The following is a 14,072-nucleotide window of genomic DNA, read 5'->3' as shown; positions in this document are numbered from 1 at the left end:
CCTTATTTCAAAGGCTATTTATCCCTTATATCTCAACAGTAATCTGTTTTTTTGTAGACTGAGCATTCGTGATTTCATCATTTAACTCAGCAATACTGGTAATAACGTTTACCCCAGACTTCTCCTGGATAAAATTGATCCTTTTAGCTAAGCTGCCATCTTTCTCTAACGTGTTTCCTTTCTCTATTAATTGCTTCTTTAACTCTTCAAGAAGCGTTGTAGGATCATAAGATTTGGTATTTTTAAGAGCTTGCCTTACAGCAGACACATGGTGGCGATTCCAATGACCTGTAAGAATTCTTTTCAAAGTTGAAAAAAAACGATGCTCATGAACTGTATCTGCTTTACAATAATCCCGCAAGAGTTCACTTGCTCCGTCTTTCATCCACATCCGTGTATAACTATCAGGATATGATCCCATAGTTTTAATGTCTTTATTATCTTCATCATCCTTAGGAGTATGAGCGGAAGTAACATTTAATCCTAACATTTCATTAGGAAACTTAAATAATCCCTCTTTCAATACATCGATATTTGTATTTTCTTTTGCAGAAGTCACAATAGCACCATTCACCTGCTGTAATTGGGCTTTTATTGCTTCTAATTTATCATCAGCTTGTTCGACGCTATCACTTTTTGTGCCGACTAAAACCACGCAAGAATCTATACTTGCTTGCTTGCAAAGATCAATATCCTCTTGATAAGACTTAATTAAGTCTGGAGTCTGCTCTTTAGATAGGTCAATACAATAGATTAAAATCTTATTATTTTTCATATAACTTGGTACAATTGAACGATACTTGGGATCTCCTGTAATATCCCAAAATTGGAGCTTTTCTACGCTGTCCTCATTGTCAGAGTCTGGTGCTCGCAGCACTCCAAAATCAATACCTATGGTGGGTTCATAACTACCTTGGTATGTGTTGTTTACCAGTCGATCCATAAGCGCAGACTTACCAGAACCCTTCATACCCCATAAGGCTATTTTTACGACGTGTCCCATGTTGATCCTTTTACTTAATTTATAACTATTATAAATGTGAATTATTAACAGCCGATTAAGGATTGAAATCTCTGATTGCATTTCTAAGTGTCTCTTTGTTTTGGCCATTGAATCTCAGAGCTTATTCTTCTTTAAAACCTCCATCTTGGGTTAATAGCCGTAAGTCAGTCTTTATACAAAATTTGCCGGGTGATAGATAGTTGAACATATTTTTCATTATATGGACAAAATTAGATTTTTCCCTGCTGCCATCATACTGAGTACTTTCTGGATGCTAATAATTCAGCTAGAATAGCCCAATTTATTACTAGGTTTTTTCAGTTGAGCGATTTAACGCGAATTCGTAATTTTTCTATTATTGCCCATATTGATCATGGTAAATCTACTTTGGCTGATCGGTTCATCCAGCTGTGTGGAGGATTATCTGATCGAGAAATGGCTGATCAAGTGCTTGATTCCATGGATATTGAGCGCGAACGTGGTATTACTATTAAGGCTCAAAGTGTTTCTTTGAATTATAAAGCCCGTGATGGTAAAACCTATTTACTCAATTTTATTGATACCCCTGGTCATGTTGATTTCAGTTATGAGGTATCACGTTCTCTTGCTGCGTGTGAGGGGGCGATTCTTGTGGTTGATGCCGCTCAAGGAGTAGAGGCACAGACAGTTGCTGTATGTTACACAGCCATTGATCAATCTTTGGAAATTTTACCCGTCTTAAATAAAATTGATTTACCGCAAGCTGAACCCGAACGGGTTATTGCTGAAATTGAAGATATTATTGGCCTTGAAGCGCATAATGCTATTCGTGTTAGTGCCAAAAGCGGTTTGGGGGTTGAAGATGTACTGGAGGCCTTGGTTGCACGAATTCCTCCACCTCAAGGCGACATTGAAGCACCTTTACAAGCCCTGATCATTGATTCTTGGTTTGATAGTTATCTTGGAGTTGTGTCCTTGGTTCGTATCGCTAATGGTTCCCTTAAAAAAGGCGATAAAATGCGAGTGATGTCTACTGGCAGAACTTATGAAGTGGATCAGGTTGGTATTTTTACACCCAAACGAACAAAACTTGATACGCTTCAAGCCGGTGAAGTGGGGTATGTAGTTGCAGGCATTAAAGAGATTCAGGGCGCTCCAGTAGGGGATACGTTGACTCTTGAAAAACATCAGGCGTCTTCACCTCTACCCGGTTTCCAAAAAGTTAAACCACAGGTTTATGCAGGTCTTTTTCCTATTAGTGCGGATGATTTTGAAGCATTTCGTGAGGCATTGGCAAAATTAAGTTTAAACGATGCCTCCTTATTTTATGAGCCTGAGTCTTCTGAGGCATTAGGTTTTGGTTTTCGTTGTGGCTTTCTTGGTATGCTCCACATGGAGATTATCCAGGAGAGGCTTGAGCGCGAATACAATTTGGATTTAATCTCAACAGCGCCTACGGTTGTCTATCAAGTTGTCTCGACTAAAGGAGACACCATGATGATTGATAACCCATCACAATTGCCGCCTCCACAGCAAATTAAGCAAATGTTTGAACCTATTGTGCGTGCAAATATTCTTGTGCCTCAGGATTATTTGGGACAAATCATCACTCTGTGTGTTGAGCGTCGCGGCATACAAGTCAATATGACTTATAGTGGTCGCCAGGTTTCCGTGACTTACGATTTACCGATGAGTGAAGTAGTATCCGATTTTTTTGATCGTTTAAAGTCTGTCAGTCGTGGCTATGCCTCACTTGATTATAACTTTTTGCGGTTTGAGGAAGCTGATTTAGTAAAAATGGACGTATTAATTAACAGCGAACGCGTTGATGCACTTGCAGTGATTGTCCATAAAAGCGATGCTTTCAGTCGTGGAAAAGCTTTGGTTGATAAAATGCGCGAATTAATACCACGCCAGATGTTTGATGTAGCCATTCAAGCAGCATTAGGAAACCACATCATTGCGCGCCAAACAGTAAAAGCTCTACGCAAGAATGTTACCGCAAAATGCTATGGCGGTGACGTTACACGTAAACGAAAATTGCTGGAAAAGCAGAAAGCAGGTAAAAAACGCATGAAACAAGTAGGGCATGTTGAAATTCCACAAGAAGCATTCATGGCAGTTTTTCAAACTGAGAGAAAAAAATAATCTATTACTATTTTTCAAATTCAATTGTTGTTATTCCCTTGTAAGTAACCGGGTGAATAACAACTGAATTGCACAGCCCTGGGCAATGTGATTCTTCTATTTGAGGATTTCTGATTGTTCCTTTATTTGCAAATAGGACCACAAAACGGAATTAATAAGACATTGAACTGGATTTTTTATAATAAGTTAGTGGGAAGTGTGAAACTATGAATTTTGCTCTGTTATTGGTCATTCTTTCTTTAGTGAGTGGAGTAATCTATTTACTTGATGTTCTTTTCTTTGCGAAAAAAAGAAAAGCTGATCAAAAACCTGGTCGTATTATTGAGTATTCTCGTTCTTTTTTCCCTGTATTTATTCTTGTTTTGCTCCTACGCTCATTTTTGGTAGAGCCATTTCGTATTCCTTCTGGTTCGCTTGAGCCCACATTACATGTCGGTGATTTTGTAGCGGTCAATAAGTTTGCCTATGGATTAAGACTTCCTGTTTTGGAAACAAAGATATTAAAAATAGCAAACCCTAAAACAGGGGATGTGGCAGTATTTCGTTGGCCACCTGATCCTAGTTATGATTACATTAAACGCGTTATTGGCGTTCCTGGAGATAAAATCAGTTATCACAACAAGGTTCTGACCATTAATGGCAAGGAAATGAAACAAACCTTTATTGAGTACACCACCGATGAAAGTTCTGGCCATGCCGTTGCCAAATATCGTGAAAATTTAAACGGTGTTGAGCATGAGATCTATATCCGTCCAGATGTTCATGCCGATGATTTTGATGTTGTCGTTCCTCAAGGTCAATATTTTATGATGGGAGATAACAGGGATGATAGCGCTGATAGTCGTTTTTGGGGCTTTACGCCAGACGAGTATTTGCGTGGGAAGGCATTTCTGGTATGGATGAGCTGGAATGGGAAAACTGACAGTGTCCGCTGGGGACGAATAGGTCGTTTAATTCGTTAACCAAGATCGGGCTAAATTCAAGGCAAACAAATTGCTGGAAGGTCCTATAATATAAGTATTTAAATTAATCATTATAGAATGATTTATTAAATTGAGGTTAAGATTGGTTTCTTATGATTTACAGCGTCTATACAGACGATTAGGGTATGAGTTTAAAAACCCTGCTTTTCTAAAACAGGCTCTTACTCATTGTAGTGCTGGTAGTGTCAATAATGAGCGCTATGAGTTTCTAGGTGATTCTATCTTAAGTTTTGTTATTGCCAATGCATTGTTTCTAACTTTTCCTGAGCAAACTGAAGGGCAATTAAGTCGACTTCGTGCCTTTTTAGTTAAAGGTGAAATGCTTGCTGAGATTGCTGCGGAAATTGAGTTAGGTGATTATCTTTTCCTTGGTCAAGGGGAATTGAAAAGTGGTGGATTTCGCCGCGCCTCTATTCTGGCTGATGCTCTGGAAGCGGTTATTGCCGCGGTTTTTCTGGATGGCGGGATTGAGGCTAGCAAAGAGCTGGTTCTTCGACTGTATCGTTCACGTCTGGAAGATGAAACATTGCACGATAATTTAAAAGATGCAAAAACCCAGTTACAAGAATACCTGCAAGCCCACAAGAAACCTCTTCCTGAATATTCATTAATTAAGGTTGAAGGGGAGGAGCATGAGCAAACATTTTATATTAATTGCAAAGTAAGTGGTATTAAAACTCCTACGGTGGGGCATGGTCCCAATCGACGCAAAGCTGAACAGGATGCTGCCAAACAATTGCTGCAAGCACTCCAACTTCGGGGAAATTCTCAATAAAGCTCACAGATTATTATAAACTATCATTAATATTGAATATTCTTTGATTCCCATTCGAATGCTGGCTTGCTGTATGTCATTAATATGTACAATAACTATCCATAACTTAAACAGCGATGTTTAGGGATATGTTTATCCATAGACGATTCCAGATACTCCGACCAGCATGCTTAGCAAACAGAAGAAGGGAGAGTATCGCAAAACAAAAATAAGTGATTAACTAGGATAAACGTCTATAGCAAACTCAAGTTATGAAAAAAGTTAAAGTGACTTTATTGGCAGTAATCATTGTAATAATTGTTGCTGTCATTCTTGGATGGTGGGAATTTTTAGGTAAGCGAATAGATGCTTTACCAATGACAACTCCAGAAAATTCAAAAAAAGAAAATTCATTGCTCTCTGCCAATAAACCTCTTGTTTCAGTACTGGCCAAGCAATTAGAAATTCCTTGGGCAATCGATTTTTTACCGGATCAGCAATTGCTGGTTACGGAAAGACCGGGAAGAATACGTTTAATTGATTTGAAAAAAGTAAATCCCAGTGCGCAGTTGCTTTTAGAGGTTAATGATGTGGCTGCCTTCGGTGAGGGAGGATTGTTAGGAATTGCTGTACATCCTAATTTCCAACTCAATCATTATGTGTATATTTATTACACTTATCAGGCCGAGGGTCATTATTTTAATAAAGTTGTTCGTTTTCAATTGGAAAATAATAAATTAGGAAAGGCCACGACTATCATTGATAAAATACCGGGGGCTTCAATACATGATGGCGGCAGAGTTCGTTTTGGTCCTGATGGTTATCTTTACATCACAACAGGCGATGCACAGATACCAGAAGAGGCGCAAAATCTAAATTCGCTTGCAGGAAAAATCTTAAGAATTTCCGATAATGGAGCAATTCCCCCAGATAATCCATTTACCAATTCAGCAATTTATTCCTATGGTCACCGAAATCCTCAAGGGATAGCCTGGGATGAACACGGGAATCTTTGGGCGACCGAACATGGACAGTCACAGCATGATGAAATTAATTTAATCAAGCCAGGGAAAAACTATGGCTGGCCAATGGTGACTGGTAAAGAAAAGAAAGAGGGAACACAAGCTCCTATACTGGAAAGTGGCAATACCACCTGGGCTCCTTCAGGTGCTGAGATATTTCAGGGAAAATTATATTTTTGTGGCTTACGTGGGCGAACACTGTATGGTTTTAATTTGCAAACAAGGGAACTTAAAGAGTATTTTGCCGGTAAATTGGGACGATTGCGTGAGATTAAGTTAGGGCCTAATAAATTCTTCTATCTAACGACCAGCAACAGAGATGGAAGAGGTGTCCCCAGTAACGACGATGATATGATTATCGTCGTTAATCCTGAAAAAATGACCGCAGATAATCATTAAGTCGAGTTTGAATTACTGCAGGAACTGGTAGTTTGTAATGCCATTTCTTTCTTGGTGAATATCGTTATTTTTTTCTGTATCTTTGTTCAGGATGGGTATATCAGCTTTTCTGGGTGGAAGCTTGATTGGAGCTGGAAAATTTGCACCTGTTCCAGAGCCAATATCTGTATTTACGGTAGCATCGAATCCTGTATTGGTAGTATTCGTATTTGCGCTGGCTGATATATTTAACAGTAAACCTATGCTTGCAATGAATAAGCCAGCAAATAATTTTCTCATGAAAGGCTACCCTGTTTAGTTACTATAAAGTATAGCTAACCCAGCCTTAAGTAATATTGTTTTCGATTCGCTTAATCATATAAGGAAAGAATGGGTTGGATGAAATACGGAGTATGGCATCGAGGCTAATAATAAGAACGTTGCGTTCTCCACGGGTAGCTGTTGCTCCCAATTGAATGCCATAGTTTTCTGTTGGATCCGGTTGCAAACCATATAAACCATCAGTGATTGGGAAGGGTATGGCAACATGGGATAAAGAATAGACATCACTGGGATATGACAATCCCAAGGGATGAGAGCTTTCGCTAATAGTATTGGCTTCAACAATTCGTTCTACAACATCATTATTATTAGTATTGACGTTTGTAATCACTGTGCTGCGAAATTTCCTGGGAGGGGCATCGAGAAGCTGTGTCACTGCGGTGTTAGCGCTAGGGCGTAATAAAAGGCCAAATTTGGCTGCTCTATTAATATCAAATAATACCAATTCGCTACCATTTGCGGGAAGGTAAGCATAAAAGGCAGAAATAATAGCTCGTGTACTCACGGTAAAATCAACCACAGATTGGAAGGTCAGCACTGGAGGAAGTGCTGTCAAACGATTCTCTTTGGCCAGACGTGAGATTTGTTGTTGCAAGGCTCTCGTTAAGCGATAGGATTGTCGTGCGCCATTAACCGGGAAAGAGTTGTATTTAAAAGGATTGAATTCAGGAAGTATACTGAGCCAGGCTGCCTTTGCAAATGGAGGTAATATTGCAGGTAAACCTGCAAATCCTGCAAACCGGGCAAAACGGGTAATGCCAACCATTGGCGAAATCAAAATAATTTTATCGGCTCGGGTTAATTGATTATTTTCAATGGCGTCGAGTGCATATTTTATTGCTAGTGCACCACCATTAGAAAATCCCACCAGATGTAAAGGCTTTGAGGGACCTATGCGTTTTCGTGCTTCCCTGATAGCTAATCGCGTGGCCGCCAACCAATCTTCCCATTCAATATCCGTCAGGGCAGCAGGTACTGTGCCATGAGCAGGTAAGCGTATAGCAATTGCTATGTATCCTTTGGCTACATAGCGTCTGGCAATGTGACGAAGACTATAGGGGGAATCAGTTAATCCATGCAACAAGACAACCGCTCCTCTAGGATTCCCCTGCGGTTCCATCATGTACGAACGGTTCCAATCGTGTGAAAGATTGCCAGGATAAACGGGACTTCCGGCGAAATAGCGATTAAATGGGACTTGCTCCTTTCGATTTAACTTTTCTGTGACCTCAATCTGCATCGTCACAAAAATTGCATTTTCAGCGTCTAAATATTGTTTCCAATTTAGTTTATCAAGTTCTTTTGCATGGAGCTCTTTGGGGACATAGATATGCCATCTTTCGAGGGGAGGACGACGTTGAGAATCGTATATCCTTATTCCAAGTAAAGTCACAGCCGCAATACAAAAAAAGATAGTTAGTGATTTTAATATCTTAAAAAGTCTGGTTTTCATTGCTTTTGCTATATAAGAAATTGACAATCCATTGAGCAAATAAGTTATCATCCACTTTTAAGTGCAATGATTCTATCCCTTGTTCTGACAGCTTTTCGCCTAAAATATCTTTACGATCTTCCATAAGCGCTTGCGAATAAGCCTTACTAAACTCTGGATGACCTTGAACAGTCAATAAATGATTACTGATTTGTAGCATATAAAAAGGACAAAATTCACTGTGAGCAAGCACTTCGGCACCAATGGGTAGTTCGACCACTTGTTCCTGGTGGCTTACCAGCAGATTGAGATCATTTTGCTGTGGGAACATCCAAGGTTTTTGTTGGGTTATCTTATTAATTGACATTCCTATTCCCCACCCCTTAGCTGCCACAACGACCTTGCCTCCTAAGGCTTTAGCGATGAGTTGATGACCGAAACAAATCCCAATTACTTTTTTTTGTGCATTGTGAAGACGTAATATGAAGTGCTCCAAATTGCTAATCCATGGCAATCCATCATTCACACCATGACGACTGCCGGAAATTAAGTAGGCGTCTGCTTCATCGATATCACTTGGAAATTTATCTTGTTTTACCTCATAGACTGAAAATGTCAACGTGGGATCGGCTTGGTGTAACAATTTTGCAACCATGTCTGGATACTGGCCATGTTCAGCAATGAATTTTTCTCCCACATGGTCACAGAGTAATATTCCAATGTGCATAGTAATTCCTGGTCAGGTTTCTAACTGTGCAGCAAAGAGTTTGATGTTCCATCTAATTGAGCATTAATCTCACCATCGATAGCAGCTTTTAAAATGGCTTGATACTGTAATTCATTAAAAATAATAGGATTTCCTTGAGATGATGGATCTTCAGTAGCCATTTTTGCAATGCGAGTTATTTGACTATCATCAATCCCAATCTCAGTTAAAGAATGCTCAATATCTAATTCATAGCGAAGTTTTAAAACCCAGTCAAGAAAGCCATCAAACCCATGATTAATTTGTAGATGCGCTGCAAGTCGTGAAATTTTATGTTCGATTGCCAAGCGATTAGCTTCGAGGACATAAGGCATCAAAATCGCATTCAAGCGCCCATGGTGAGAATCATAGACAGCACCCAGTGGATGAGCCAGAGCATGCATGGCACCTAAACCGCGCTGAAATGCTGTTGCTCCCATGGCAGAAGCTACAAGCATTTGTGTTCGTGCAGTTAAATCGTTTCCGTTTTGTACTGCGCGTGGTAAATATTCTTTTATTAACCTTATCCCTTCTAGTGCAATACTTTCTGCCATGGGGTGATAGTTTAAAGCACAATAGGCCTCAAGATTGTGAGATAGGGCATCCATACCGGTCGCAGCAGTAATAGAAGCTGGTAAAGCAACGGTCAGTTCAGGATCTAATATAACAAGGGCAGGTAGCATTTTAGGATGAAAGATAATTTTTTTGATTTGCTGCGTTGTATCGGTAATGACCGAGGCACGTCCAACCTCCGAACCAGTGCCAGCTGTAGTAGGTAAAGCGATAATAGGTGCAATACCTGAAGCATTCACACGACTCCAATTATCACCAATATCTTCAAAATCCCAGAGTGGGCGGTTTTGTCCCACCATTAAAGCAATTGCTTTAGCTGCATCTAGAGCAGAACCGCCACCAAAAGCAATTACACCATCATGATTACCGGCAAAATAGGCAGATACGCCTGCCATAACATTTTCCCCAGTGGGGTTGGCTTTGATTTGGCAAAATACCGCAATACCTAATCCAGCTGTTCGGCATTGTTGCAATGCTTTATCGATCATCGGTAACGTTGCCAAGGCCGTATCAGTGACCAAGAGGGGGGATTTCATGCCCAAGGTAGTACAGGCTGTGGCAAGTTCACTTGCGCGCCCGGCGCCAACCCTGATAGAGGTCGGATAATTCCAATTGGCCTTCAATGACGTACTCATGGGATTTCCTTAATCAATAATCGTTTTTATGTGAAAAGACTTAGGTCTGGTTAGAAATTCGTAACCGATGGATGATAACGTGCAGCCGCGCCCAGAATTTTTTACACCAGTCCAAGCCAGGGCTGGGTCAAGATAATCGCAGCGATTTATAAAAAATGTACCGGTATGTAGTTGTTCACCAATAGCTATGCCCGCATCAATATCTTTGGTAAAAACAGCCGCAGTTAATCCGTAGGCACTATCGTTCATTAAGGCAATTGCTTCATCATCACTGGCCACAGGCATGATTCCTACGACTGGTCCAAAAGATTCTTCTGTCATAATGCGCATTTGGTGATTTACCTGCGTTAAAATTTGCGGTGCCATATACGCTGAACCTGGTTTATCCATTGCAAAATCTTTACTGTCAATGTGAGGAATTGCTCCTTGGGCTATCGCTTCTTTTATTTGCTCACGAACAAATTCCGCTGCAGAGGCACGTACAAGTGGCCCTAGTGTTGTTTCAGGATTATCGGGACGTCCCAATTTATATTGTTTAACCAGGGCAATGGCTTTTAAGATAAAAGCGTCATAAATATCATGATGGACGTAGATGCGTTCAATGCCGCAACAAGATTGCCCCGAGTTAAAAAAAGCCCCATCGATAGTGGTTGCAACCGCATGGGAAAGGTCAGCATCCGCTCTGACATAAGCTGGATCTTTGCCACCTAGTTCTAGTCCAACATTGATAAAACGCCCCGCGGCAATTCGCTCAACCATTTCACCGCCGGCAACGGAACCGGTAAAAGCGACATGGTTAATTTGTGGTAAGCGGATGACTTTTTCTGTATCCGCGTGCGTTAAATGGAGATATTGAAATACCCCATCTGGTAATTCAGCTTGCATAAAAGCCTGCGCAAAACGTTCAGCGACTAAAGGCGTTTGAGCGGAATGTTTAAGTAATACCACATTCCCTGCCATAAGGGCGGGAATAATAGCATTAACAGCAGTAAGATAAGGATAATTCCAGGGAGCGATCACCAATGTTACGCCTATTGGTTCTCGCTTGATATAGCGTATAAACCCAGCTTTTTCAGATAATTGAATAGGTGCTAGCGCTGTGCTTGCTGCACTAATCATATAACGCGCACGTTCTTCCAAGCCTGAAAGTTCTCCTTCAGCATAACGAATAGGTCGTCCCATTTGCCAACAAATCTCATTGGCAATAGCGTTTTTATTCGCTATTAAGGCGTCAATAGCGGCCGTACAATAGTTTTCTCGCTCTGCAATGGTCGTGTTTCGCCAGTATTTTTGCGCAGCTTGCGCTCTGGCAAGCGCATCTTGAATATCAGTGTGACTGGCAAAAGAGCGTTCAACGTAAATTGAACCATCAATGGGAGAATATGTTTTTAATGAGTCATGCATTTTAAGCCCAGGTTAGATTATTTCAAAATAACGATCCAATTCCCAATCGGTGATATGACGACGGAATTCACGTTCTTCCCATTCGCGAGAAGCAGCAAAATGCTCAACAAATTCATTGCCAAATAAGGAGTAAGCAGCGTTTGAATTTTTCAGACGTTGGGCAGCTTCCCATAATGTATGCGGAAGAGCCAATTCGTCATTGTGAGGTTGTGTATAGGAGTTTCCTTTAATTTGAGACTCAGGTTCCATCTCATGTTCTATACCGTATAAGCCTGAACCGAGGGCTGCGGCCAGTGCCAGGTAAGGATTTGCGTCGGCAGATCCTAAACGATACTCAATACGTTGGGATTTCTCATTACCAGGAATGACCCGCAAAGCGGTAGTCCGATTTTCAACACCCCAAGTAGCATCCGTAGGCGCCCAAAACCCTGGAATCAAACGCGTATAGCTATTTACTGTAGGTGCTACCATGGCCAATAATTCCGGCATTAGCCTTTGTTGTCCTGCAAGAAAATGACGTTGGATCTTACTCATATTATTGGGCATTGACGGATCATAAAAAGCAGACCCTTGTCCGTCTCGATGTTGTAAGGAAAGATGAATATGTCCGCTTTGTCCTGGATAATTGGGTGACCATTTGGCCATAAAAGTTGCCATGATATTGTTTCGTTGCGCTAAAATTTTCATGAAGGTTTTAAATAAAGCTGCCTTATCGCCAGCCGCTTCAATTTGATCAACAGCAATGGCAGCCTCGATAACGCCAGGGCCAGTTTCTGTATGTAAACCTTCAATCGGAAAATCCATAACCTCACTCATATTGAGGATTTGATGATACAAATCAGCATGAACAGTATTACGAATAATTGAATAACCAAAAAAATCGGGTGTCAGGGTTTTTAAATTGCGAAAACCTTTAGCACGGACGCTGTCGGGGGTTTCATCAAACATGAAAAATTCATATTCTAAAGCTGCATAAGCATCAAACCCCATTGAGGCCGCTTTTTCCACTACTCGACGCAAAACAGCGCGGGGACATAACGCTTCAGCGGCACCGGCAAATTCCGCCATAAATAAGAGTTGATTATCTTCGAAAACCAGTTCTCGACAACTTTGCGGCAAAATGCGTACAGAAGCATCTGGGTAACCTGTATGCCAACCGGTGTATTTTCCATTGTCATAAAGTTTGTCTTTGGAATCCCAACCCAAAATGACATCACAAAATGCGAAACCACTTTCTAATGCAGAAAAGAATTTCCGTTTGCTCATGTACTTACCGAGCATGACACCGTCAATATCAAAAATTCCAACCTTAACGTGAGTGAGGTTACGTTCTTCTACGATTCGCTTCGCATCGTCGATTGTGGAGACATCTCTTGGATTTAACATCGCCTTTCCTTTTGCGTGAATATTCATACTGCATCATTGCAGAATGTCCCAACGGACAGAGTTTTTCCAACAACAAGAGTATCATTTTTCATTAATACCACAAGACTTATTGTAAACTCACAAATAAAGTAGCTCCCTGTCTGGTATCCTGAAAGACTATGTGTTTCAGGATAACGGGAGAAGGGAGTGAAAATTAATAGGGGAATTAATAAATTCAAACGGTACATGCTCTCAAAGTTATCCACATTTTTAGTGGATAACTTTGTTAACATCCTGTCGTAATGAAATAAATTTTCTGAAGGGCTGATCGATTTATTTGGGCTGCAGTTTGTTAGCGTGCTCTGCTTCTTCTTGTTCTGGTTGATTATAAGCTTTTGTTTCCAGAAAAGTGTCTTTGGGTCCAGGATTACGAAGTTGGGCATCAAGCTCTTCTACTGTATCAACTGGGCTACCCTTTTGTGTATTAAGATAAAGCTTTTGAATTCTTTCTGCATTGTTAACAGGAGCATTGTCATTGTCAGCTTCGGCTTGCTTTTTAAATTCATGCCATTTGGACATCGTATTTCTCTCCAAAAAAAGCCACATAGTACAATTATACAGCATTTTATTGAATTGCCCTATACCTGTTGCGCATTTTTTTTATCAGATAACACTCAATTAAGTATTATCTGATATGTTATTTTAACCTTCCAGACTTGCATCCATGGTAATGGTAGCTTTCATCAATTTTGAAACGGGGCAGCCTTCTTTGGCTTTCGTGGCAGCCCGTTGGAATGCTTCATTATTCATGTTGGGTATCTTGGCATTCACCTGTAAATGAATGGCCGGAATCGAAAAACCGTCCGCAGATTTCTCTAAAGAAACTGTCGCTGTAGTTTGAATTTTTTCGGCTTTCACACCCTCGCCCTCTAAGATGAGAGAAAAAGCCATGGAAAAACATCCAGCATGAGCTGCTGCAATGAGTTCTTCGGGGTTTGTGCCTTGCCCTTCTTCAAAGCGAGTTTTAAAAGAATACGGTGTCTTATTGAGCACACCACTTTCTGTAGAGACAACACCACTACCGTCTCTTAAACCTCCTCGCCATTCTGCAGATCCCTTACGTTGCATGATTTCTCCTGTGAATTAGACGCCTATATATTGCCTTAATTTTATAGCTTATTGGAATAAAAAAATTAATGCTGATGTTGCTTACACAATAGATGTTGGACATTGTTGTAAGATTTTATTAAGGGCATTGGGTTATAAAAGAATGATTTTTTGCTTTTTTGAGGCTTATATTTACAATTTA

General features: G+C 40.5%; 13 protein-coding genes. 4 read left to right on the top strand and 9 right to left on the bottom strand.

Annotated elements, in window-relative coordinates:
• Window positions 1-25: 25 nt before the first annotated feature.
• Window positions 26-1,003, bottom strand: a complete 978-nt coding sequence (locus PXX05_RS09100) for a DUF5617 domain-containing protein (protein WP_275087915.1) — start codon at window positions 1,001-1,003, stop codon at window positions 26-28.
• A 321-nt stretch (window positions 1,004-1,324) separates the two neighbouring features.
• Here PXX05_RS09100 and lepA point away from each other — a divergent pair, with 321 nt between their 5' ends.
• The 4 genes from lepA to PXX05_RS09080 all read left to right on the top strand — a co-directional run bounded on the left by lepA (window position 1,325) and on the right by PXX05_RS09080 (window position 6,288).
• A complete protein-coding gene (lepA, locus tag PXX05_RS09095) occupies window positions 1,325-3,130 on the top strand; it encodes a translation elongation factor 4 (RefSeq protein WP_275087914.1) in 1,806 nt (601 codons plus the stop codon).
• 206 nt (window positions 3,131-3,336) lie between these two features.
• On the top strand, window positions 3,337-4,092 hold the full coding sequence (lepB, locus tag PXX05_RS09090; RefSeq protein WP_275087913.1) for a signal peptidase I: 756 nt from the start codon (window positions 3,337-3,339) through the stop codon (window positions 4,090-4,092).
• 91 nt (window positions 4,093-4,183) lie between these two features.
• Window positions 4,184-4,888, top strand: coding sequence for a ribonuclease III (gene rnc / locus PXX05_RS09085; RefSeq protein ID WP_275087912.1), 705 nt, complete (start codon window positions 4,184-4,186; stop codon window positions 4,886-4,888).
• A gap of 251 nt (window positions 4,889-5,139) precedes the next feature.
• Window positions 5,140-6,288: a PQQ-dependent sugar dehydrogenase gene (locus PXX05_RS09080; RefSeq protein ID WP_275087911.1), complete on the top strand. Its 1,149-nt coding sequence runs from the start codon at window positions 5,140-5,142 to the stop codon at window positions 6,286-6,288.
• A 12-nt stretch (window positions 6,289-6,300) separates the two neighbouring features.
• Here the strand turns inward: PXX05_RS09080 and PXX05_RS09075 are convergent, their stop codons facing one another.
• The 8 genes from PXX05_RS09075 to PXX05_RS09040 form a co-directional block, all read right to left on the bottom strand.
• Window positions 6,301-6,567, bottom strand: coding sequence for a hypothetical protein (locus PXX05_RS09075; protein WP_275087910.1), 267 nt, complete (start codon window positions 6,565-6,567; stop codon window positions 6,301-6,303).
• Between the two features lie 46 nt (window positions 6,568-6,613).
• The gene (locus PXX05_RS09070; protein ID WP_275087909.1) at window positions 6,614-8,062 is read right to left on the bottom strand and encodes an alpha/beta hydrolase; all 1,449 of its coding nucleotides are present in this window, start codon (window positions 8,060-8,062) and stop codon (window positions 6,614-6,616) included.
• Entirely contained in the window at window positions 8,043-8,768 is a 726-nt protein-coding gene (locus tag PXX05_RS09065) for a glutamine amidotransferase-related protein (protein ID WP_275087908.1), read from the bottom strand. The genes PXX05_RS09070 and PXX05_RS09065 overlap by 20 nt, the downstream gene beginning before the upstream one ends.
• 20 nt (window positions 8,769-8,788) lie before the next feature.
• On the bottom strand, window positions 8,789-9,994 hold the full coding sequence (locus tag PXX05_RS09060; protein WP_275087907.1) for an iron-containing alcohol dehydrogenase: 1,206 nt from the start codon (window positions 9,992-9,994) through the stop codon (window positions 8,789-8,791).
• A gap of 9 nt (window positions 9,995-10,003) precedes the next feature.
• On the bottom strand, window positions 10,004-11,398 hold the full coding sequence (locus tag PXX05_RS09055) for an aldehyde dehydrogenase family protein (RefSeq protein WP_275087906.1): 1,395 nt from the start codon (window positions 11,396-11,398) through the stop codon (window positions 10,004-10,006).
• 12 nt (window positions 11,399-11,410) lie between these two features.
• On the bottom strand, window positions 11,411-12,784 hold the full coding sequence (locus PXX05_RS09050; protein WP_275087905.1) for a glutamine synthetase family protein: 1,374 nt from the start codon (window positions 12,782-12,784) through the stop codon (window positions 11,411-11,413).
• A 312-nt stretch (window positions 12,785-13,096) separates the two neighbouring features.
• Window positions 13,097-13,342 carry a hypothetical protein gene (locus tag PXX05_RS09045; RefSeq protein ID WP_275087904.1) on the bottom strand — a complete coding sequence of 82 codons (246 nt, stop codon included), beginning with the start codon at window positions 13,340-13,342 and terminating at the stop codon, window positions 13,097-13,099.
• Between the two features lie 123 nt (window positions 13,343-13,465).
• The gene (locus PXX05_RS09040) at window positions 13,466-13,891 is read right to left on the bottom strand and encodes an OsmC family protein (protein ID WP_275087903.1); all 426 of its coding nucleotides are present in this window, start codon (window positions 13,889-13,891) and stop codon (window positions 13,466-13,468) included.
• Window positions 13,892-14,072 lie beyond the last annotated feature (181 nt).

The sequence above is a fragment of the Legionella cardiaca genome, assembly GCF_029026145.1.
Classification (GTDB): Bacteria; Pseudomonadota; Gammaproteobacteria; order Legionellales; family Legionellaceae; genus Tatlockia; species Tatlockia cardiaca.
This window is presented reverse-complemented; position numbering and strand designations above follow the sequence as displayed.